16 protein-coding genes are annotated in these 20,617 nt (G+C 71.7%); 10 read left to right on the forward strand and 6 right to left on the reverse strand.

Annotation, left to right across the window (positions count from 1 at the left end; all coding sequences use genetic code 11):
* The first annotated feature begins 35 nt into the window (after positions 1 to 35).
* The 3 genes from WME83_RS18335 (at position 36) to WME83_RS18345 (ending at position 4,346) form a co-directional block, all read left to right on the forward strand.
* Positions 36 to 1,697: an FAD-dependent oxidoreductase gene (locus WME83_RS18335; RefSeq protein ID WP_437320567.1), complete on the forward strand. Its 1,662-nt coding sequence runs from the start codon at positions 36 to 38 to the stop codon at positions 1,695 to 1,697.
* Positions 1,694 to 2,029: a 4Fe-4S binding protein gene (locus WME83_RS18340; protein ID WP_437320568.1), complete on the forward strand. Its 336-nt coding sequence runs from the start codon at positions 1,694 to 1,696 to the stop codon at positions 2,027 to 2,029. Before WME83_RS18335 ends, WME83_RS18340 begins: the two co-directional genes overlap by 4 nt.
* A 274-nt stretch (positions 2,030 to 2,303) precedes the next feature.
* The gene (locus WME83_RS18345) at positions 2,304 to 4,346 is read left to right on the forward strand and encodes a rhamnogalacturonan lyase (protein WP_437320569.1); all 2,043 of its coding nucleotides are present in this window, start codon (positions 2,304 to 2,306) and stop codon (positions 4,344 to 4,346) included.
* A gap of 11 nt (positions 4,347 to 4,357) precedes the next feature.
* Here WME83_RS18345 and WME83_RS18350 read toward each other — a convergent pair whose 3' ends face one another.
* A complete protein-coding gene (locus tag WME83_RS18350; protein ID WP_437320570.1) occupies positions 4,358 to 5,434 on the reverse strand; it encodes an AraC family transcriptional regulator ligand-binding domain-containing protein in 1,077 nt (358 codons plus the stop codon).
* 310 nt (positions 5,435 to 5,744) lie between these two features.
* Here WME83_RS18350 and WME83_RS18355 point away from each other — a divergent pair, with 310 nt between their 5' ends.
* The gene (locus tag WME83_RS18355) at positions 5,745 to 8,726 is read left to right on the forward strand and encodes a LamG-like jellyroll fold domain-containing protein (protein WP_437320571.1); all 2,982 of its coding nucleotides are present in this window, start codon (positions 5,745 to 5,747) and stop codon (positions 8,724 to 8,726) included.
* Positions 8,727 to 8,772: 46 nt separating this feature from the next.
* Here the strand turns inward: WME83_RS18355 and WME83_RS18360 are convergent, their stop codons facing one another.
* The gene (locus WME83_RS18360; RefSeq protein WP_437320572.1) at positions 8,773 to 9,936 is read right to left on the reverse strand and encodes a hypothetical protein; all 1,164 of its coding nucleotides are present in this window, start codon (positions 9,934 to 9,936) and stop codon (positions 8,773 to 8,775) included.
* Positions 9,937 to 10,447: 511 nt separating this feature from the next.
* Here WME83_RS18360 and WME83_RS18365 point away from each other — a divergent pair.
* Positions 10,448 to 11,263, forward strand: a complete 816-nt coding sequence (locus tag WME83_RS18365; RefSeq protein ID WP_437320573.1) for a class I SAM-dependent methyltransferase — start codon at positions 10,448 to 10,450, stop codon at positions 11,261 to 11,263.
* 83 nt (positions 11,264 to 11,346) lie between these two features.
* The gene (locus tag WME83_RS18370; protein ID WP_437320574.1) at positions 11,347 to 12,321 is read left to right on the forward strand and encodes a TauD/TfdA dioxygenase family protein; all 975 of its coding nucleotides are present in this window, start codon (positions 11,347 to 11,349) and stop codon (positions 12,319 to 12,321) included.
* 533 nt (positions 12,322 to 12,854) lie between these two features.
* On the opposite strand, the gene WME83_RS18375 is transcribed toward WME83_RS18370, so the two are convergent.
* Positions 12,855 to 13,211, reverse strand: a complete 357-nt coding sequence (locus WME83_RS18375) for a hypothetical protein (RefSeq protein ID WP_437320575.1) — start codon at positions 13,209 to 13,211, stop codon at positions 12,855 to 12,857.
* Positions 13,212 to 13,317: 106 nt separating this feature from the next.
* Here WME83_RS18375 and WME83_RS18380 point away from each other — a divergent pair, with 106 nt between their 5' ends.
* Positions 13,318 to 13,893: a c-type cytochrome gene (locus tag WME83_RS18380; RefSeq protein WP_437320576.1), complete on the forward strand. Its 576-nt coding sequence runs from the start codon at positions 13,318 to 13,320 to the stop codon at positions 13,891 to 13,893.
* Between the two features lie 226 nt (positions 13,894 to 14,119).
* Here WME83_RS18380 and sigJ read toward each other — a convergent pair whose 3' ends face one another.
* Positions 14,120 to 15,001 (reverse strand): RNA polymerase sigma factor SigJ, encoded by an 882-nt coding sequence (sigJ, locus tag WME83_RS18385; RefSeq protein WP_437320577.1) that lies wholly within the window; start codon positions 14,999 to 15,001, stop codon positions 14,120 to 14,122.
* A gap of 100 nt (positions 15,002 to 15,101) precedes the next feature.
* Between sigJ and WME83_RS18390 the strand changes: the two genes are divergently transcribed.
* Positions 15,102 to 15,965 (forward strand): hypothetical protein, encoded by an 864-nt coding sequence (locus tag WME83_RS18390; RefSeq protein ID WP_437320578.1) that lies wholly within the window; start codon positions 15,102 to 15,104, stop codon positions 15,963 to 15,965.
* Between the two features lie 241 nt (positions 15,966 to 16,206).
* Here WME83_RS18390 and WME83_RS18395 read toward each other — a convergent pair whose 3' ends face one another.
* Positions 16,207 to 17,391 carry a glycosyltransferase gene (locus WME83_RS18395; RefSeq protein ID WP_437320579.1) on the reverse strand — a complete coding sequence of 395 codons (1,185 nt, stop codon included), beginning with the start codon at positions 17,389 to 17,391 and terminating at the stop codon, positions 16,207 to 16,209.
* 183 nt (positions 17,392 to 17,574) lie between these two features.
* Between WME83_RS18395 and WME83_RS18400 the strand changes: the two genes are divergently transcribed.
* Together WME83_RS18400 and WME83_RS18405 are read left to right on the forward strand one after the other, a co-directional pair.
* Positions 17,575 to 17,985, forward strand: a complete 411-nt coding sequence (locus WME83_RS18400) for a VOC family protein (protein WP_437320580.1) — start codon at positions 17,575 to 17,577, stop codon at positions 17,983 to 17,985.
* A gap of 267 nt (positions 17,986 to 18,252) precedes the next feature.
* Positions 18,253 to 19,434, forward strand: coding sequence for a PAS domain-containing protein (locus tag WME83_RS18405; protein WP_437320581.1), 1,182 nt, complete (start codon positions 18,253 to 18,255; stop codon positions 19,432 to 19,434).
* Positions 19,435 to 19,795: 361 nt separating this feature from the next.
* On the opposite strand, the gene WME83_RS18410 is transcribed toward WME83_RS18405, so the two are convergent.
* The gene (locus WME83_RS18410; RefSeq protein ID WP_437320582.1) at positions 19,796 to 20,470 is read right to left on the reverse strand and encodes an O-methyltransferase; all 675 of its coding nucleotides are present in this window, start codon (positions 20,468 to 20,470) and stop codon (positions 19,796 to 19,798) included.
* Positions 20,471 to 20,617 lie beyond the last annotated feature (147 nt).

A 20,617-nucleotide genomic window follows, 5' to 3' on the forward strand; every position in this document is an offset into this window, starting at 1 on the left:
AGAGCAGCTGACCTGAGCAAGGGAGTCGTCCAATCATGAGCGAGGTACGGGAGCCAGAGGGAGAGGTCGGGCGCGTCCTCGACGGGAGCGACACGCTGGCGCTGGAGGCCGACGTCCTGGTGCTGGGCGGCGGGCCCGCCGGGACGTGGGCGGCGCTCGCCGCGGCGGCGCAGGGCGCGCGCGTGGTGCTCGCGGACAAGGGGTACTGCGGCAGCAGCGGCGCCACCGCGCCGTCCGGGGTGGGCGTGTGGTACGTGCCCCCGGCCCCCGAGGCGCGCGAGGCCGCCAAGGCCAGCCGGGAAGGGCTCGGTGGCCACCTCGCCGACCGGGGCTGGATGGACCGCGTGCTCGACCGGACGTGGTCCAGCGTGAACGACCTCGCGACCTGGGGATATCCGTTTCCGGTCGACGACGGCGGGCAGCCCGTCCGCCGCAGCCTGCAAGGGCCCGAGTACATGCGGCTCATGCGCAAGCAGGTGAAGCTCGCGGGCGTCCGCATCCTCGATCACAGCCCCGCGCTCGAGCTCCTCGTCGACGCCGACGGCGTGGTCGCCGGCGCGGCCGGCGTCTGCCGGCAGCTCGGGCAGCGCTGGGTGGTGAAGGCCGGGGCCGTGGTCATCGCCACCGGCGGCTGCGCGTTCCTCAGCAAGGCCCTCGGCACCAACGTGCTCACGGGCGACGGCGGCCTCATGGCCGCCGAGACGGGCGCCGAGATGTCGGGGATGGAGTTCTCGAACGCCTACGCCATCGCCCCGGCCTTCGCGTCGGTCACGAAGACCCTCTTCTACAACTGGGCGACCTTCTATTACGAGGACGGGCGCGTCATCGAGGGCGCCGGCTCGCAGCGCGGCCGCTCCGTGATCGCGGAGACCCTGCTCACGCAGCCGGTCTACGCCCAGCTCGACAAGGCCGACGAGGCGCTGGAGGCCTGGATGCGCAAGGCCCAGCCGAACTTCTTCCTGCCCTTCGACCGCGCCGGCATCGACCCGTTCCGGCAGCGGTTCCCCGTCACGCTGCGGCTCGAGGGCACCGTGCGCGGCACCGGCGGCATCCGCATCACCAGCCACAGTTGCGCCACGTCGACGCCGGGGCTCTACGCCGCCGGGGACGCCGCCACGCGAGAGCTCATCTGCGGCGGCTTCACGGGCGGCGGCAGCCACAACGCCGCGTGGGCCATCTCGTCGGGGCAGTGGGCCGGCGAGGGCGCCGCCGCGTTCGCGCGCAGCCTCGGCGCCCGCGCCGGCCAGCGGGCCGCCCGGGGGGCCGGCGGCGCGGCGCTCCCGGCGGCGGGCGGGACGCGGCAGCTCGACGCGGAGGCGGTGATCCGGTCGGTGCAGGACGAGGTGTTCCCGTACGACAAGAACCTGTTCCGCACCGAGCGGGGGCTCGCGGTCTCGCTCGACCGGCTCGACGCGCTCTGGCGCGACGTGCGGCAGGGCCGGCCGGGGGCGGAGGTGCGCGAGGTCGTGCGGGCGCGCGAGGGCGCGGCCATGGTGGCCACGGCGCGCTGGATGTTCAACGCGGCGCGCGCGCGCACCGAGACGCGCGGGATGCACAAGCACAAGGACCACCCGGGGCTCGATCCGGCGCAGCAGCGGCGGCTGATCACCGGCGGGCTCGATCGCGTGTGGGTGCGCCCCGAGTCGCCGCCGACCGCATCGGTCAGCCCGGCCGCGGCGGAGGCGCACGCGCCATGATCGAGCTCGTCAGCGATGCCCGGTGCATCGGGTGCGATCTCTGCGTCGAGGTCTGCCCCACCAACGTGTTCGATCGCGTCCCGGGCGGCGCGCCGGTGATCGCCCGGCAGCGCGACTGCCAGACGTGCTTCATGTGCGAGGCCTATTGCCCGGTGGACGCGCTCTACGTGGCGCCGGAGGCCGAGCGGCCGGTCCAGGTCGACGAGGAGCAGCTCTCGGCGTCCGGGCTCCTCGGCAGCTACCGGGCCGCGGTCGGGTGGGGGAGCCGGCGCAAGCCCGGCGCCGAGGTCGACCAGACGTTCCGCGTCCTCGAGGCCGCGCGCCGGGGCTGAGGCCGCGCCGCCGCGCGCCTCTCCTGCCGCGAGAGCGCTTTGCCGGCTGGATCGGCGATCCCGCCGGCTCGAACGACGCGCCCTCCCTGGGCGCGTTCAAAATTCCAGTCCATCGACAAAACGCACGGCCTGCGCGCTGAGGGTGACTGGTTCTGCGCGGGTGTCGCAACCTAGGCGAGCGATCCGATCACCGTCCGCTCACGGTCCGGGAGGCGAGCCGCCGACCGGCGGAGGAGCGGCAACGCGAGGTACGCTTATGAGGCGCCCTGTTCTCTTGATCTGTTTCTCGCTCGCTTCTGGGCTCGTGGCCTGCGGTTCAGGCGAAACCGGCGCTGGCGGCGACGGCGGCGGCGACCCCGGCACGGGCGGCGGCAACGCGGCCGGCACGGGCTCCGGCGCGACCGGCACGGCCTCCGGCGGCGGCGCGACCGGCACGGCCTCCGGCGGCAACGCGACCGGCACGGCTTCCGGCGGCGGCCCTGCGTCGGGCAGCGGCGGCGCGGGCGCAGGCACCGGCTCGGGCGGCGGCGGGGGCGTGCCCGCGCCGACCGGGTTCGCGCAGATGGAGAACCTCGACCGCGGCGTCGTGGCCGTTCCCACGAACGGCGGCATCTACGTGGGCTTTCGCCTGTTCGGCTACGACCCCGACGACATCGCCTTCAACGTCTACCGCGACGGCACCAAGGTCAACGACGCGCCGATCACGGACTCCACGAACTTCGTCGACCGCGGCGGCTCCCCGAGCTCGGTCTACACCGTGCGTCCGGTCGTCGGCGGCGTCGAGCAAGGCGAGTCGGAGGCGGCGCCCGTGTGGAAGGATGGATCCCTGTCCATCCCCACGATGGCGCCCCCCGCCGGGGACGGCTACACGTACTCGAGCGGCGACGGCAGCGTGGGAGACCTGGACGGCGACGGGCGATACGAGATCGTCGTCAAGTGGGATCCGTCGAACCTCCAGGACAACTCGAAGGCTGGCCGCACCGGCAAGACCTACCTGGACGCGTACACGCTCGAAGGCAAGCGGCTGTGGCGCATCGATCTCGGCGTGAACATCCGGGCCGGGGCGCACTATTCGCCGTTCCTCGTCTACGATCTCGACGGCGACGGGAAGGCGGAGGTGGCGGTCAAGACCGCGCCGGGGACGCGCGACGGCAGGGGCCAGCCGCTCGGCCTGGGGCCCGCGGCCACCGACGACGATTCGAAGGATTACCGCAACAACGACGGGTACATCCTCACCGGCCCGGAGTATCTCACCGTCTTCGCCGGAGAGACCGGCGCCGAGCTCGCCACGACCGAGTTCAAGGTGGGGCGCGGCGACCCGTGCAGCTGGGGCAACAACGAGTGTTACGGCAACCGGGTCGACCGCTTCGTCGGCACGATCGCGTTCCTCGACGACACCGGCCGGCCGAGCGCGGTGTTCGGCCGGGGCTACTACGCGCGCACCACGCTCTCGGCCTGGAACTACCGCGACGGCGCGCTCACGAACCTCTGGACGTTCGACTCCAGCTCGAGCCGCGACAACGGGGCGTACGGCGGCAAGGGCGCCCATTCCATCAGCGTGGCGAACGTGGACGACGACCCGCAGCAGGAGATCATCAACGGCGGCGCGACGTTCGACAACGACGGCAAGGGCCTCTGCACGGTGGACTACTACGCGCACGGCGACGCGCTGCACGTGACGGATCACATCCCGTCGCGCCCCGGCCTCGAGGTGTTCATGCCGTACGAGGGCGGGGAGTCGCCCGCGTACGCGATGCGCGACGCCCGCACGTGCCAGGTGATCTGGAAGGGGCCGGACAACGGCGGCGAGGAGGGCCCGGGCCGGGGCGTCGCGGCGGACGTCGATCCGCGGAGCCCCGGGAGCGAGGCGTGGGTCAATAACAGCCAGCTCCTGCGCGGCGCGGACGGAGGCGCCGCCGGGAGCCGCCCCTCGTCGTCCAACTTCCTCCTCTGGTGGGACGCGGATCTCAGCCGGGAGCTCCTCGACGGCAACAAGGTCCAGCAGTACGACGGCGAGGGCGAGGGCCTCACGGCGAACGGGTGCGCCGCGAACAACGGCACGAAGAGCAACCCGACGCTCAGCGCCGACATCCTGGGCGACTGGCGCGAGGAGGTGATCTTCCGCTGCGGCGACGCGATTCGCATCTTCACGACGAACCAGGTCGCGAAGAACCGGATCCACACGCTGATGCACGATCCGCAGTACCGCGTGGCCATCTCGTGGCAAAACGGCGCCTACAACCAGCCGCCTCACCCGAGCTTCCACATCGGGGAGGGGATGGCCCCCGTGCCGAAGCCGGACATCCACGTCCGCTGACGCGCCGAGCTTCAGCGCGGCGGGGCGGCGGGGGGGGCGTCGCGCCGGTAGTCGCCGACGGTCTGGCCCGTCCAGCGGCGGAAGGCGCGGACGAAGCTCGGCGTGTCGGCGTACCCGAGCAGGAAGGCCATCTCGCCGACGCCGAGCTCGCCCTCGGCGGCGTAGGCGCGGGCGGCCTCGGCCCGCACCTCGTCGACCACGCGCCGGAACGAGGTGCCGCGCGCGGTCAGCTCGCGCTGGAGCGTGCGCGGGCTCGACGACAGGAGCGACGCGACGCGCGGCAAGAGCGCCTCGGAGTGGGTCAGGTTCTCGCGGACGCTGCGGCGCACCCGGGCGAGGAGGTCGTCGGGGCGCTGGGCGCGCTCGTCGAGCATGCGCGCGGCGTGCTGGTCGAGCACCTCGAGCAGGGCGCCGTCGGCGGCCACCTGGGGCAGGGCCATGACCGCCTCGCTGACGACGAGCGCGTTCTCGCCGCTGTCGAAGCAGAGCTCCGCGCCGAACCAGCGCTCGAGCTCGCCGACGTCGGGCGGGCGGGGGTGGGCGAGGCGCACGAGGCGGGGCACGACGTGCCGGCCGGTGAACTCGCGCGACTGGCGCAGCATCGCGGTCAGGATGAACTCGTTGCCGTGCCGGCCCTGCGCGAGGGGCTCGCCGTCGATCCACTGGCGCACGATGACCTCGCCGTCCCGGCGATCGAGCCGGGCGCTCAAGAGCCCGTTGTTGACGAGCGGCAGGTATTTGACGAAGCGGGCCGCGGCCTCGCCCGCGGTGGGGGCCGACGAGGCGCTCAGCTCGAAGACGCCGAGGTAGCCGCGCGGCAGCGACGTGGCGATGCGAAAGCCGAGGAACGGCTCGCGCGCGGCCTCGGCGCAGGCGTCGACGAGGTCGCGGTAGGCGGCGAGCGGCATCTCGCTCATGCGGTCCTCGAGCGCCGATGGCCCGAGGCCGAAGCGCGCGGCGAGCGCGACCGCGTCGGCGCCCGCCCCCTGCGCCCACCAGAGCGCCGGGCGCACGACGAACGAGCGATAGAGGGGCGAATCGGCGTACGGGGCGGGGCGATCGGCGGGCCCGGGCGCACCTCGTTTCACGCCCCGATGGTCGCGCCCACGGGGCCATGGCGTCAAATGACAACGCGGTGGCGGCTCATGCCACTGGATGGCCGGAGGGCCCCGGGCGCACGATAGGCCTGCCCGTGGTTGCGCCTGCCCAGGTCGGGCCCGAGCTGGCGCCGCGCACGGGCCGCGAAGGGGCCGCCGGGCGCGCCCTGGCCGCGCCGAGCGCGAAGGGCGTGGTCATGGCGTGAGGGCGGCGCCGGGGCGCGTCGCGCGCGGGGGGCGGGCGGCGCCGGCGTCGGGGCGGGTCTTCGTGGTCCTCGGGTTCGTATCGAAGGAGGCTGAGATGGTTCGTCGAACAGTCATCGTTTTACCCCGGGCGCTCGCGCTCGCGCTCTTCGCGGCCGCGGTCGATCCGAGGACGGCCGCGGCGCAGAATGCGTCCGCGCCCAAGCCGTTCGGGCACTGGAGCTTCGACGCCTGCGCGGGGGGCCAGGTCGCCGACCAGGGCGCGACGCCCCACCACGCCCAGCTCCACGGTACCGCCCTCTGCGGCGACGGGCGCTACAACCAGGGGGCCGTCTTCGACGGCGCGCCCGACAGCCGGATCGAGGTCTCGAACGCCTCGGCCTTCGCCGCGCCCAGGTTCACGATCGCCGCCTGGGTGAAGCCCTCGGGGCCGGGCGCGATCGTGAACCGCTGGTGGGGGCCCGACGTGTGGGGCCTGTGGTTCCTCGGCGACAAGCTCACGTTCGCCGTGACCTTCCCCGGCGGGCAGTGGGGCAACCCGATCTCGGTCGCCGCGCCGGCGGTGGCGGGCCGGTGGACGCACGTCACGGGGTCGTACGACGGCACCCGGATCGCCCTCTACGTCGACGGCGTGCTCGCCGCGTGGAAGCCCGCCAGCGGCACGCCGCAGGCGTCGAGCCGGCCCATCGTCATCGGCAACCACCCGTCGTGGGACGGCTTCGAGGGCTCGATCGACGAGGTGCTCTTCTACGACCGCGCCCTCAGCGCCGGCGAGGTCTCCGCCGTCGCGAGCTCGCCCCCGCCCCCGCCGTGGGCGCTGCCCTCGGTCTACGAGGCCGAGGCGCCGTCGAACGTCCTGGAGGGGGTCTACGTCGACGAATTCAGCTGCACATCGGCCTGCTCGGGCGGCGCCGTCGTCCGGGGCATCGGCGTGGGCTCGTCGCTGCGCTTCGAGAATGTCATGGCCCCGGCCGCCGGGCACTACCTGCTCGAGGTCGACTGGCTCGGCGACGAGCGCGAAGCGCTGGTGAGCGTCAACGGCGGGTCGCCGGCGTTCGTGCCCTTCACCGGCGGCAGTTTTTACACGCCGACCACGCGGGTGCTGCGCGTCGAGCTCGACGGCGGCCCGAACACCATCGCCTTCTCGAGCTGGGGCCGAACCGCGCCCGACATCGACCGCGTTCGCCTGACCGAGGGCGCGATCGAACACGTGACCCTCGACGACGTGCCGCCGACGGGATACGAGGTGTACGGGGCCGCCGCGACCCACGAGCACGTCGCCTCCGAGCTCGCCTTCAGCGGCAAGTGGTTCTGGGGCTCGGTCGAGGGCGACGAGGCCTATGCGATGCGGAGCTGCGACGGCTCGGACGACACGCATGCCGGCGTCGCCGGCCTCTGCGAGTTCGGCCAGGGGCACCAGCTGGGCGCCGACGTCTGTTGCCACGGCGGCGGGATCGGCGAATGCAACCCCAAGCGAACCGACGGCTATACCGGCGACCCCGCGCGCGACTACCTCGAGTGGCCCAAATGGGACACCAACGCCCACCCCCGCTACTGGCACGGCCACCTGCGCCGCGCCCTCGACGGCGGCCTCAAGCTCATCGTGGCCCACGCGGTGGAGAACTACCCGCTCTGCTCGCTCGTGAAGAGCGGCGTGGGCACCAACCCCGAGCGGCATGAAGGGTTCGAGTGCGACATGGCCGACTCGAACGAGAGCATCGTCAGGCAGATCGGATTCTTGAGGGCGTTCGCCGCAAACCACGCTGACTTTCTCGAGATCGCCGAATCGGCGGCCGATGCCCGCCGCATCATCAACGAGAACAAGATGGCGATGGTGATCGGCATCGAGGCCGATTACACGTGGTCCCCGTACGAAAACCCGATCGATCGCCTCGACTATTACCACGCCCTCGGGGCCCGCACGGCCTTCCTCGCGCACTCGCTCAACACGCGCATCGCCGGCACGGCCATCTACACGCCCATATTTGCCGCGCAGCAGTCGTTTCTCAACTGCTTTTTGCACAACGTGCAGTGCAAGACCGACCCGGATGACCCCTTCGCGACCGACCCCGAGCACCCCTTCGCCGTCGACCAGAGCAACCAGATCGGCTGCTCGCCCTCGTACGCGACGCGCTACGAAGAGCTCTGCTCGCTCAAGCTCGCCGAACGCCTCAACGACCCCGTCGGCTGGAACGGCTTCAAGTACTATCCGGGCGGCAACGTCATGGCCGGAAGCGACTGGACCATCTACGACGCGCCCGTCGCGGTGAACATGAACACGCTCGGGCTGACCTACGAGGGCGGGCTGGTCGTCGAGCGCATGATGGATAAGGGCATGCTGCTCGAGATCGGGCACATCTCCGAGGCGGCGGTCGAGGACGTGCACGACCTCTCGTCGGCGCGCTACGGCTACCCGCTCGTCGCCAGCCACGTCTACGCCCGGCGCGTCAGCGCCGACGGCAGCGCCGGCTGGGAGGGTAAGCTGGGCGATGACGCCTTGCGGTGGATCGCCGAGACCGAGGGCTTCGCGGGCCATTTCACGGGCGGCGACGTCGCGCTCGGCTACTCGGGCTCGGGCGTCGACAACACCTGTGCCGGCTCGACGCGGTCGCTGGCCCAGAGCGTGGCGTATGCGGCCGACATGGCGGGGATGCGCGTCGCGTGGGCCGGCGACTTTCAGGGCCTCGGCCAGGGGGTCGCCCCGCGGCTCGGCTACACCACCGAGCGCGACGACTGGTGCAAAGGCGACCTCGTCGAGCAGTGCTTGCAGCAGCGGAGTAGCGGCGTGAATGAATGTTTGAATTGCTTGGCGCAGCCCCTGTCGAGCATCGATTCGTGCATTCCGTCGGTCGACCCGAACCTGAGCCACTACAGCACGCAAGACGAGAAGGACTGGGCTTACTTTCACACCCGCGGCTACGCGCACCACGGGCTCATCGCCCAGCTGCACCGGGATCTCGAGGAGGTCGGCCTGCGGCCGGAGTACCTGAGCGCGCTGCGCGACCGCTCGGCCGAGACGTTCATCAGGACGTGGGAGAAATCGGAGCACATCGCCGCGCTGCCGAGGCCGGTGCGCTGACCCGGGGAAGGGCGCCCGCCGCGCGCCGGCCGCGCGGCGGCGGGGCCTACGGCCCGGGAGGGGGGTAGTTGGGCTCGGTCATCCCTTGAATCCACTGCGTGACCAGCTGCAGGCCGGTGTCGTCGACCTGGCGGGTCGCGATGCGCGGCATCTGCCCCTCGAAGCCACGGAGCTCCTGGCGGGCGACGAGCAGGCTGCGCGACGGATCCCCCGGACGGATGTCGTACCAGTTCGCGGGGTCCGGGTTCTTCAGCCCCTCGTACTTCGCGTTCTCCGCCGGGCGCTTGTTCATGCCCGTCCGCACGGCGTCCGTCGCGGCCACGCTGCCCAGCTCGCTCGCCTCGAGCCGCAGGTACAGGCCCGTATCGTGGGCCGCCGACTCGGGCAGGTCGTTGTGGCAGCTCACGCCGCAGTTCGCGTGCAGGTAGCCGAGCGCCTGGCGCTCCACCTCGTCGCCCGGGATCGTCAGGGCGAGCGGGCTCGCGTCGTCGATCACGCCGAGCGCGACCAGCGACTCGCGCGTGACCCCCTCGGCGCCCGGGCCGAGCATCAGCGCGTCCCAGCCGAGGACGAAGTCGGCGCGCCCGACGTGGCACTCCTTGCATTGATCGCGCGTCGGCACCATGTGGCCGGTGCCGTAGAGATCGGGCACGCCGAAGTCGTTCTGCATCTGGATCGCCTGCCGCTCGTCCTCGGACCAGACATAGCTCGTGTAGACCCAGCCGGCGGCCATCTTGCGCAGGAGGCGCGTCTCGGCCATGCGCAGGGCGCCGTCCGCGCCCTTCACGCGGAACTCCTTCCAGAACTGCGTCCCCTCGGGATACACGAACGCGTCCGGATTGCTCACGTCCACCCGCTGCCCCTTCGGGATCGAGACGAAGCGCCGCTTCGCGGCGCCGTCGCTCCAGAGCTCCATCGCAGGCTTGTACTCGAGCACGCCGCACGCGAGCTCGCGCTTGTCGAAGTCCCCGTAGAGGCCGGTACAGCGCAGGTCCACCGGCAGCACGCCGTCGAGCGGCGCCGCGCAGTCCACATCGGTCGGCATCGCGTAGTCGACACACGCCGGCTCCCCCGAGCCGTCCGGCCCGGCGTCGACCTCGGGCGTCGACACGCCCGGCCCCCCCGCCTGGCCCCCGGGCGGCGGATCGCCGCCGCCCGAGCTACACCCCATCGCCACCAGCAGCGCGCCGGCGACAGAACCTTTCCTCACGACATCATGAAGCATGCGCTCATGGTGCCACAGGAATGGAGCGCGGGGGAACGTGGATTCACGGGCTCCGCGCCGCGTCGCATCGCCCCGCGCGCGTCATCCGGCCATGTGAACGTGCACGTGCCGACCGATGAAGTGCGCCGAGCAGAGCTCGTTCGATGACGCCTGATACCGAAAGGGAGCTCCAGTGAAAAAATGAACCTTCGAGTGTCCACTGCTGCTGTACGGCGCGCCTTCAGGCGCGAAACGGTCCAGGGTGGATGTACGGTTGTGGTCTGTCCGCTGCGCGCTCGCGCGCTGGCGGCGCGCGCTCGCGGCGGGCGAGGTGTCGCCTGCGCAGCACGAGGTGCTGGCGGCGTGCTCGCGGGGCAGCACCGGGCGGGTGGGGGCCCGCGAGAGCGCGAGGAAACGCCTGGCACGGCGCGTGCGATGTGCGATCGCCGCCGGGGGTGGACGGGCGCGTCGCCCCGCCGAGAGCGCCCGGCAACCCTCCCTTTCCCGGAGCCTTCGCATGAGTGGACTCAGTCTCGTCTTCGATACGCCGCAGCTCGCACAGGACTACGAGGTACGGAGCGCCGAGCGGCAGTTCCGCCACGGCCAGCGGCTGATCGCCGAGCTCGGCGTTCGCGCGGGCGAGCGCGTGCTCGATATCGGGAGCGGCACCGGGCTGCTCGCGGAGCACGTGGCGGGCATCGTCGGGCCGACGGGCCGGGTGCTCGGGATCGACCCGCTGCCGCTGCGCGTGGAGATCGCCCAGCGCAAGGCGAGGGCGAACCTCTCGTTCCAGGTCGGCAACGCCTACGCGCTGGACGGGCTCGCGTCGGGCAGCTTCGATGTCGTGTACCTCAACGCCGTCTTCCACTGGCTCCCCGAGAAGACCGAGCCGCTGCGGCAGATCCACCGGCTGCTCAAGCCGGGCGGGCGCGTCGGGCTCACCACGGGCGCGAAGGACCAGCCGAACCGGCTGCAGGCCATCAAGCGGCAGGTGCTCTCGCGCGAGCCCTACGCGCGCTACCCGGAGTCGCTGGCCGGCACGCCGCACTGGGTGACGGCCGAGGAGCTCGCCGGCCTGCTCGGCGGGGCCGGCTTCTCCGTGCAGAAGATCGAGGCCCAGGAGAACGTGAATCACCAGCCGGACGCGAGCGCCGCCATCGCCTTCTCGCAGGCGAGCTCGTTCGGCAACTTCCTCGGCCACCTGCCGGAGTCGCTGCGCGTCCAGGCCGTCGAGGACATCAAGCGCGAGCTCGAAGCCTTCCGGACGCCCGAGGGGATCCGCCTCGAGGGCAAGCGGCTGTTCGCGATCGCGCACAAGCCGGCGTCGCACTGACCCGAGCGCCGGTCCGCCGGCACCCGAGCGCGACGCCCTCCCACGATGCTTTTCGGCTGACACAACCACAAGGAAAACTCCGCATGAGCGCCACGACGAACCAGAGCAGCAATGGCAGCAACGTCCTCGAGATCGTGCCCGTCGCCGGCCGGATCGGCGCCGAGGTGCGCGGCGTGCGCCTCTCCGCCGATCTCGACGCCGCGACGGTGGCCGAGATCCGGAAGGCCTGGCTGCGTTACAAGGTGATCTTCTTCCGCAACCAGCACCACCTCGACGACGCCTCCCAGGAGAAGCTCACCGCGATCTTCGACGGCGCGCCCGTCGCGCACCCGACGGTGCCCGTCGTCCAGGGCACCTCCTACATCCATGAGCTCGACTCGCGCTACGGCGGCCGGGCGAACTCCTGGCACACCGACGTCACGTTCGTCGACGCGTACCCGAAGGCGTCGATCCTCCGGGCGCTCGTGATCCCGGCGTACGGCGGCGACACCGTCTGGGCCAACACGGTCGCCGCGTATCAGGATCTGCCGCCGGCGCTGCGCGAGCTGGCGGACAAGCTGTGGGCGGTCCACAGCAACGAGTACGACTACCAGGCGCGAAAGCCGCAGGCGTCGGCGGACGACGAGCGGCGGTATATCGAGGTGTTCACGTCGACCGTGTACGAGACCGAGCACCCCGTGGTGCGCGTCCACCCGGAGACGGGGGAGCGCTCGCTCCTGCTCGGCCACTTCGTCAAGAAGCTCCTCGGCGTCTCGTCGTTCGACTCGGCGCACCTCTTCCAGGTGCTCCAGGACCACGTCACGCGGCTCGAGAACACCGTCCGCTGGCGCTGGGCCGCGGGCGACGTGGCCATCTGGGACAACCGCGCGACCCAGCACTACGCGATCAACGACTACGGCGATCAGCTCCGCGTGGTGCGCCGGGTGACGGTCGACGGCGACGTGCCCGTCAGCATCGACGGCAAGCGCAGCGTCACCCGCAAGAGGGCGCCGCGCGCCGCCGCGGCGAGGAGCGAGAGCGCCGGCGCGGGCGTCTCTGTGGCGGCCGCGACGGCGTAGTGCCCAGCTCCGTGCAGCGCCCAGGAGGGGGTTGGAATCGCCCCAGTTCTTGTAGGGATCGGTGAAGCTGCGGCCGCTGCTCAAATCATGCACCAAGTGCAGGCCGATACCGACCGATGCGTCGCGGGCCTCCGTCACTAGGGCGGCGCGCCAGTCCTTTCTTGCAGGGCGCTTCGTCGTGGCCTCACCGCGGCGGTGGAGTGCCGCGGCGTCATGGCAGATAAAAACCATGGCTCGCCGCCTGCCCGCCCATCTGATTTCAGCGAAAGCCCGTACCTCAGGAACTGCTGGGCCTCTGGTCTGCCTGCCGGCATCTCCGGTGAAAGATCCGGGCCACCTGGGCACCCTGAGCCCATGGCCCCAATGGTCTACGTGGACGATGTCGCTCGGCCTGGGCCACAGCGCTTGGTTTTTCGCTCGATGCCATACGCCCCTTCTTTGCGTCCGGGTCAGCGGCCGCCGAGGGGTCGGCCGCCGCGGAATCGCCTCGCCGGGGAATTGTGGACGCACGGAGCTGGTCGCGAGGGGCGGAGCTACCGGCTCGTCGATCCCGAGATGCCGAGGAGCGACTCGACCACGGCGCACCACCCCGCCGTGAGGTTGGTCTTGTCGTAGCCGGCGCCGAACGCGAGGAGCCGGCTGCCGGCGTACCGGTCCGCGAGGGCGCAGAGGCGCGCCAGGGCGTGGCGCAGGGACGCGGGCGTGAGCAGGAGGCGCGCGAGCGGGTCGCCGCCGAGGCAATCCGCGCCGCTCTCGAGCACCACGAGCGCCGGCCGGAAGCCCTCCAGGAACGCCTCGACCTCGCGCCATGCCTCCAGGAACCAGGGTTTCTCGTCGTAACCATGCGCCCCGAGCTCCCGGCCGACGTCGATCCCGACACGCGGATCCATGGAGACCCAGTTTTCCTGGGCGCCGCGCCGGCGCCGGCGCGCCCCGCCGGGCGGATCCTTGACGGCGCGGATCGCCTGCGCTTCATCTGCGGCGGAGGAGTGCCCCGTGGGTGAAGCAGGCAAGCGCGATGACGCTCGAGACGGAGCGCAGAACACCGCGCACGTCGTGGTGATCATGCTGATCGTGGCCTTCGGCGTGCTCGCGCTGCCGTGGATGGTGCTGCGGAAGCTGGAGACCCGGGCCCAGGGGCGCGGCGACGCGGCCTCCGGCGTCGCGGACGAGGACCTCGCCCAGGGGGGCAAGATCTATTACCGCTCGTGCACCGGGTGTCATCAGGCGAGGGGGGAGGGGAAGCCTGGCCGGTATCCGCCCCTCGTCGGCGCGTCATGGCTGCTCGAGGACAAGGAGACGCCGATCCGGATCACGCTGCTCGGCGCCGCCGGGCCGATGGAGGTGAACGGCGCGCAGTACAACGACGTGATGCCCAACTTCGGCGTGAACCTGTCGGACGAGGAGATCGCGCTGGTGCTCACCTATGTCCGATCGAGCTGGGGAAACAGCGCGCCCGCCATTACGAAGGATGAGGTCGCGAAGGTGCGCGCCTCGCTGGGAGACCGGGTGGAGCCGTGGGCCGGCGGCGCGGCGCTCTCGGCGGCTCGGGAGACGCGCGTCCTGCGCTGAAGCGCGCAGGCCGGCGACGACGGGCGCGCCGCGGGTCGAGCGAGGCGCGCCCGCGCGCCCTCAGGCTCGGCGGCGATGGGCCCAGGAGGAGCGGTCCGAGCTCGGCCGCGAGGCGGGCAACTCCATGGTGTGGATGCGGCGCGCGCGGCGCAACGTTTGCTGGCGCTGCTGGCGCTGGGGCGGGGCGATCTCAGGCGCGCAGCTGCCCCTGCGAGAGGTCGTCCGATCACCGATCGCGGCTGGCGTTGAGCCACCGCAGCTTGTCGGGATTGGCCATCGCCCGGATGGCGCGCACCACGCCCCCGTCGATCTCGAGCGTGATGACGACGCGGATCGCCGCGTTCGTGCGGTCGCGCAAGAGGAGCGCCGGCTCACCGTTGATGTCGCCGATCGCCGCGTCGAAGGGGCCGGCCGGAAGCCGCTTGGTCGAGGCGACGAATCGCGCCACCGCCTCGCGGCCGCGCAACGGCGCCAGCACGGCGCCGGGAAATCGGCCGCCGCCGTCGGCGTCGAGCACGACGTCCTCGGCGAGCAGGTCGATCAGCCCGCGCAGGTCGCCCGAGCCCACGCTGTGGGCGAAGCGCGCGACCAGCTCGCGGTGGGCCTCGGGGGTGGGCGGGAACCGCGGTCGCTGCCGTTCGAGGTGCTCGCGGGCGCGAGACCCGAGCTGGCGGCAGGCGGCGGGCGTGCGCTCGACGATCCGCCCGATCTCGGCATAATCGTAGTCGAACAGCTCGTGCAGGACGAAGACCGCGCGCTCGAGCGGCGAGAGCTGCTCCAGCACCACCAGAAACGCCACTGACACCGACTGCCAGCGGTCCAAGGGTGACGAGGCGTCGAGCGCGTCGACCTCGCTCCAGATCGGCTCGGGCAGCCAGCTGCCGATGTAGGTCTCGCGCCGGCGGCGCGCCGAGCCCAGCAGATTGAGGCAGAGCCGCGTGACGATGGTGCCGAGCAGGGCCTTCGGCGACGCTACCTCGGTCTCGGGTACGGCCAGGTACCGGATGTAAGCGTCCTGCACCACGTCCTCGGCGTCGGCCCCGCTGCCGAGCATGCGGTACGCGATCGCGAACAGGAAGGGGCGGTGGATCTCGGCGTCGGGTTTCATGGTCGTTGGCTTGCCTCGATCCTGGGACAGCGCGGCCGGCGCGGATGTGACATCGGCCCGGATGTCACACGACGCTCAGCTGCGTGGTCTTGCCGGGACCATGCGCAACCTCACCTTGCTCGTTCTCGTCCCGCTGTTCTCCGCCTGCAATGAATCCTCGCCGCCGTCGGGCTTCGAGGGCACCTGGAACTACGACCTGCCCGACCGCGCCAGCGGCACCAACCTGGCTCACGTGTCCTGTCCGGCCCAGGGCGGCGCCCCCGCGGTGGAGCTCGACATCCCGCAAATCGGCGCTCTGGTGCTGACCCGCGACGGCGAAAAGACGCTCGCCGGCCGCACCGATCAGGGTTGCTCGTGGACCTTCCACGACGCCGACGGTGAGCACGCGACCTTCGCATCGGCGGAGGCGACCTGCAACAACCCGGTCATCGGGTCCAGCTACACCATCACGAGCTGGACCCTGGCCCGCGACGGCGCCGGCGCCGCCGAGGTCGTCGACGCCATCAGCCACCGCCCCGGCGGCCCCGACTGCGACTTCGTGCTCGCCGCCGGCAAGCGCACCTGGGTCGACCCCGACGCCGACGACGACCCCGCCGCGGCGTTCGTCGGCGCGTGGGCTTACGCCCCGTCCGATCCGCTCACCCGCACCAACGTCGCCACCGTCGCTTGCGCCGACGCCGAGGGCAACCCGCTGCCGCCGAGCTACGAGCCCCAGGCCGGCAGCATCGCGATCGAGCGCACCGGAGCGCACAGCGTTGCCGCGACCGACGGCGACGGCTGCACCTGGACCTTCGCGGTCCACGGCAACACGGCGTTGCTCGACCCGCCGGCGCAGCGCTGCGGCCCGCTCACGCTCCACCACTGGGCCCTGGCCGGCGACGGCGGCCACGCCTTCGAGGTCCGCAGCGGCGAGCGCGCCGGCTGCCGCGTCGTCCTGACCGTCGGCGAGCGCACGCGCCAGTAGGAGCTCGTCCAGCGCCTTCATCACCCGCGGGTCGCCGCCCTTCACCGGATCGACCCCGAGCTCCGCGAGCTGCCCGCCGAGCTCGTCGGCGAGCCTCGCCGCCGGCTGCGACCCTTCCAACCAGCACCCGTCGAGATCGATCGCCCCGAGGATGCGCAGCGGATCGGTGGCCGTGAGCGAGCGGAAGGCGAGGGCATTCATGCACGCGGAGCCGCCGCGATGCGAGGCCTCCTCTCTACCGCTAAGGCATGATGTCGAGCCGCATCCCCGCGCGCAGCGTCTCCGAGGGATAGAGCGTGCCTCGCCAGACGATCCCCCCGCGGCGGAAGCCGAGCCAGCCGGCGCGCAGCATCATCGCGACGAAGAGCGCAGTTCCCACGGGCCAGAGCAGCGCCGGGAGCACGCGGCGCCCGGACCACCGCGCGACGCCGATGGACGCCGCGAACGCGAGCCCGGCCGCGCACAGGCCGAGCCCGCGGAGCCACGCCGGCGCCCACGGCAGGAGCCCGAGGAGCGGCGCGAGCTCCAGGGAGAGCAGCGCCGCGCAGGCGACGACCACGCGCGGCAGCGAGCACCTGCCGAGCACCGCGTACCCGTTCTTCTCCGACCCGCGCGCCATCTCCCCGAGCGAGCCATAGAACCGCAAGCCGACCGCGCCCCGGCCGCTCATCGCGCGGCTCCTCGCGCCAGATCGCTTGAGGATCTGCCCGAGCGCGACGTCGTCGGCGACCTCGAGGCGAATCTGGCGGAACCCGGGGCAGCGGTCGTACGCCTCGCGCCGGACCAGGTTGAACGCGCCAGAGCCGATCGCGGCCTTCGACGCCGGATCTTCGATCGCCCACAGCCGCCCGCCGAGGCACATGATCCGCACGAACATCGTGATGACCGCATCGAGCAGCAGGCTCACCGGCCAGAAATCCGGGATGACGGCCAGGTGATCGATGCCGTCGCGCTCGCACGCGGCGATGGCCCGCCGCAGCGTGCCTCTCTCGAAGTGCGCATCGGCGTCGCTGAAGAGCAGCCATTCGCCGCTCGCCCCCTGCGCCCCGCGCTCGAGCGCGTGCAGCTTGCCGAGCCATCCCTCGGGGAGCTCCTCGATGTGGATCGCGACGATGCGCCCGTCCCGGGCCGCAATGCGGTCGACGATCTGCGCGGTCGCGTCGGTCGACCGGTCCTCCACGAGGACGAACTCGATATTCGGGTAATCGTCGCGGAGCTTGGCCTCCATCGCACCTTCGAGGGTCTCCGCCTCGTCGCACGCCGGGATGATCACGGAGATCTTCGGCCATGCCCGCCGATCTGGGACGTGGACCTCGGACAGCCGGCGCAGCACGCGCGCGGTGACGACGACCGTCGCCACGCCGGCGAGCCAGTAGAGCGCGCTGGCGGCCAGCAGCGCAGAGACGATCACCGTCGCGACGGACACCCTCGCCTCCGTGCATCCACGAGCGTCGCGAGAGAACGAGCTCGCCGCGTCATGCGGGCTCAGCACTACGCTCCTCCTCGAGGGCCGTCAATGCGCCTGGGGCCGCGGCGCGCGCGGTGCCGGCCGCCGTCTGGCGCGCCGCCCGCATTGCGCCGCGGCGCGCCCCGTCCCTAGAGTGATCGCATGTCCGACCTGCTCATCAACATCGACGTGCCGGCGATCGAGCCAGCCATCTCGTTCTACACCCGCGCGTTGGGATTGCGCGTGGGGCGGCGCTTCGGCGGCGCTTTCGTCGAGCTCCTCGGCGCGGCCGCGCCGATCTACCTCCTGGAGAAGCCGGCCGGCAGCGCGCCTGCGATGGGCGCGCCCCCGCGCGACTACCGTCGTCACTGGACGCCGGTCCACCTCGATTTCGTCGTCGACGATCTCGAGGCCGCCGCGCGCCGGGCGCAAGAGGCGGGCGCGGTCCCCGAAACCGACATCGAGGTGTTCGCGTGGGGGCGCATGCTCCGCCTGGCCGATCCGTTCGGCCACGGCGTCTGCCTGCTTCAGTTCACCGGCCGCGGCTACGACGAGATCGCCACGCCCGGCTGAGCGCGCGCCGGCGACCTCGACACCATGTCTCCAACGACGCGCGAGGGATGGCCACGATGAACTCGGGACAATAGCCACCGAGCTCATCGATGTTTGGAACGACTGTTGTATCTATCACTCCTGAATCACGCGACCGGGCGGGCGCATCCAGCATTCAGGCGTAGAAGGGCGATCTCCGGAGCAGAGGCTCTGGTAGGATCGCTGTACCAACCATGGACGGCGTCACCTGTGGACCTGCGGGGGCGCCACGACGCAAGAGGGGAATCCATGCCCGTCGTCTCGCCCGAAGCGCTCCTGAGCTCGCTCAGGGAACCTGCGGCCATCCTGGATCATGAAGGGCACCTCGCGGCCGTGAACGCGGCATGGTCGCAGGTGAGCGCGGAGCAGGCGCTCGCGGGCGGTCGTTTCGGGATCGGGAGCGACTACCTGACGTGCTGCGCGGAGGTCCGCGGCGCGGAGATCGGCGCGGTCCTCGCGCGAGGGGTGCGCGACGTCCTGGCCGCTCGATCGCGGTCGTTCACCCTGGAGTACGCGTGCGACCGCGCGGCGCCCCCGCTCCATTTCGAGCTGGTCGCGAGCGCGCTCCCGACCGGCGGCGGACCCGGAGCGCTGCTCACCCATCACGATGTCACCGAGCGGCAGCGGCTCGCGCAGGCGCGCAGCGAGGCGGAGGCGCAGCTGAAGTACGTGCTCGAGATGCTGCCCGAGGGCTACTGGGAGTGGAACATCGAGACCAACCACGTCCACTACAGCGACCGGTGGTGCGAATCGCTCGGGTACGCTCCCGGGGAGATCGAGCCTCACATCGACGCCTGGGCGAAGCTGGTCCATCCGGACGATCTGCCGCGCGTGCTGGACACCGCGTACGGCTACATCGAGGGGAGATACCCGAGCTACCAGTGCGAGACCCGCGTCCGGATGAAGAGCGGGAAGTATCGTTGGAACATCGACCGGGCCAGGATCGTCGCCCGCGACGCGAGCGGGAAGCCGCTGCGCATGGTCGGGATGGAGATCGACATCACCGAGCGTAAGGAGGCCGAGCTCGTGATCCAGGAGCAGTCGAAGCGGCTCCGGGACCTGTCGACCCCGCTGATCCCGATCACCGACAAGGTCGTGGTGATGCCGCTCGTCGGTCTCGTCGACGCGCAGCGCGCGGATCAGGTGCTCTCCACGCTGCTGGAGGGCCTCAGCCGGCACCAGGCGAGCGTGGCCATCCTTGATGTCACCGGGGTGAGCCTCATCGACTCGCACGTGGCGTCGGTCCTCGTCAACGCGGCGAAGGCCGTGGGGCTGCTCGGGGCCCGGGTCGTCCTCACCGGCCTGCGCCCCGAGGTGGCCAAGACCCTGGTCAAGCTGGATGTCCCGTGGGGCAACATCGTGATGCGCGGAACGCTCCACGCGGGGATCGCCTACGCGACCAGCGTCGAGCGCGCCCCGTCGGCGTCCTGACACCGGGCGCTCTCCAGGCGGGCCCGGCCAGAACGCCGATCACCTCCGGCCGCCGGCCGCGCGGTCGACGTCGCGCCCGCCGCGCAGGCGGCGCGGCTCGCCGATCGGTACCGGCCTCCGGTGCCCGTCGGGGAGCGGAGCATCTGCCACCTTTGCACGCAGCGATCTCAGGATCGAAAGCCTCGGGGGAAACCCGATGGGTAAACGCTCGAAAGGCGTACGGCGAGCCCCTGGCCCGCGTCCTGCTAGAGATGCAGGGCAGAGCGCCCGTGACGGTTTCCCCCCCCCACCGTCGAGCGGGCGCTCTGTTTTTTTGTCCTCCGGCGCGGGGAGCGCCCGGCAGGCCGCCCGGCCGCTGCGATCACGGGTCGGCGGTGACGAGGGCGACGGCGAGGCCGTCGTAGCCCTTGGCGCCCACCGTCTGGATCGCCGTCGCGCTCACGCGCCGCTCGGCGGCGAGCAGCTCGTAGAGGCGGCGCACCCCCTGGACGTTGGGATCGGCGCTCCCGGGGTCGACCACCGCCCCTCTGCGCACGACGTTGTCGACCACGATGACGCTGCCGCGGCGAGAGAGCTTGAGCGCCCACGCGAAGTAGTCGGGGTTGCTCGGCTTGTCGGCGTCGATGAAGATGAGGTCGAACGGGCCGCGGCCCTCCGCGGCGAGCTTCGGCAGCGTGTCGAGCGCCCGCCCGAGCCGCAGCTCGACGCGGTCGGCCACCCCGGCGCGATCGAGGTTCGCGCGGGCGACCTCGGCGTGCTTCGGCTCCGACTCCAGCGTGATCAAGCGGCCGCCTTCGGGCAGCGCCCGCGCGAGCCAGATGGTGCTGTACCCCCCGAGCGTGCCGATCTCCAGGATGGTCCGCGCCCCATGGATCCGCGCCAGGAGATTCAGCAGCTTGCCCTGGTTCGGCGCGACGTTGATCGGCGGCAGGCCGGCCGCGGCGCTCGCCTCGAGCGCCGCGTCCAGCGCGGCGTCGGGCGGCACGAGCAGATCGGTGATGTAACGATCGACAGCTGACCATTGCTCCTGAGCCATGAGTGATCCTCCTCACGTCGCGACGACGCGGAGCGCCGCGCACGGGTGTGCCGAGCTTCTTGTGGTTGATTCTGCAACCATCAAGGCAGCAAGCGCCCCAGCCAGGCCGCCTCGCTGCCAGACCAAACGTTGGATGTTTGTCCGCTA

Origin of the sequence: Sorangium sp. So ce385, from assembly GCF_051474135.1 — a bacterium.
Lineage (GTDB): Bacteria > Myxococcota_A > Polyangia > Polyangiales > Polyangiaceae > Sorangium > Sorangium cellulosum_D.

Coding starts and splice junctions, on each gene's coding strand:
- WME83_RS18355 (WP_437320571.1), top strand. CDS start 5,745: ATGGTTCGTCGAACAGTCATCGTTTTACCCCGGGCGCTCGCGCTCGCG.
- WME83_RS18365 (WP_437320573.1), top strand. CDS start 10,448: ATGAGTGGACTCAGTCTCGTCTTCGATACGCCGCAGCTCGCACAGGAC.
- WME83_RS18400 (WP_437320580.1), top strand. CDS start 17,575: ATGTCCGACCTGCTCATCAACATCGACGTGCCGGCGATCGAGCCAGCC.
- WME83_RS18405 (WP_437320581.1), top strand. CDS start 18,253: ATGCCCGTCGTCTCGCCCGAAGCGCTCCTGAGCTCGCTCAGGGAACCT.
- WME83_RS18370 (WP_437320574.1), top strand. CDS start 11,347: ATGAGCGCCACGACGAACCAGAGCAGCAATGGCAGCAACGTCCTCGAG.
- WME83_RS18375 (WP_437320575.1), bottom strand. CDS start 13,211: ATGGATCCGCGTGTCGGGATCGACGTCGGCCGGGAGCTCGGGGCGCAT.
- WME83_RS18335 (WP_437320567.1), top strand. CDS start 36: ATGAGCGAGGTACGGGAGCCAGAGGGAGAGGTCGGGCGCGTCCTCGAC.
- WME83_RS18410 (WP_437320582.1), bottom strand. CDS start 20,470: ATGGCTCAGGAGCAATGGTCAGCTGTCGATCGTTACATCACCGATCTG.
- sigJ (WP_437320577.1), bottom strand. CDS start 15,001: ATGAAACCCGACGCCGAGATCCACCGCCCCTTCCTGTTCGCGATCGCG.
- WME83_RS18390 (WP_437320578.1), top strand. CDS start 15,102: ATGCGCAACCTCACCTTGCTCGTTCTCGTCCCGCTGTTCTCCGCCTGC.
- WME83_RS18340 (WP_437320568.1), top strand. CDS start 1,694: ATGATCGAGCTCGTCAGCGATGCCCGGTGCATCGGGTGCGATCTCTGC.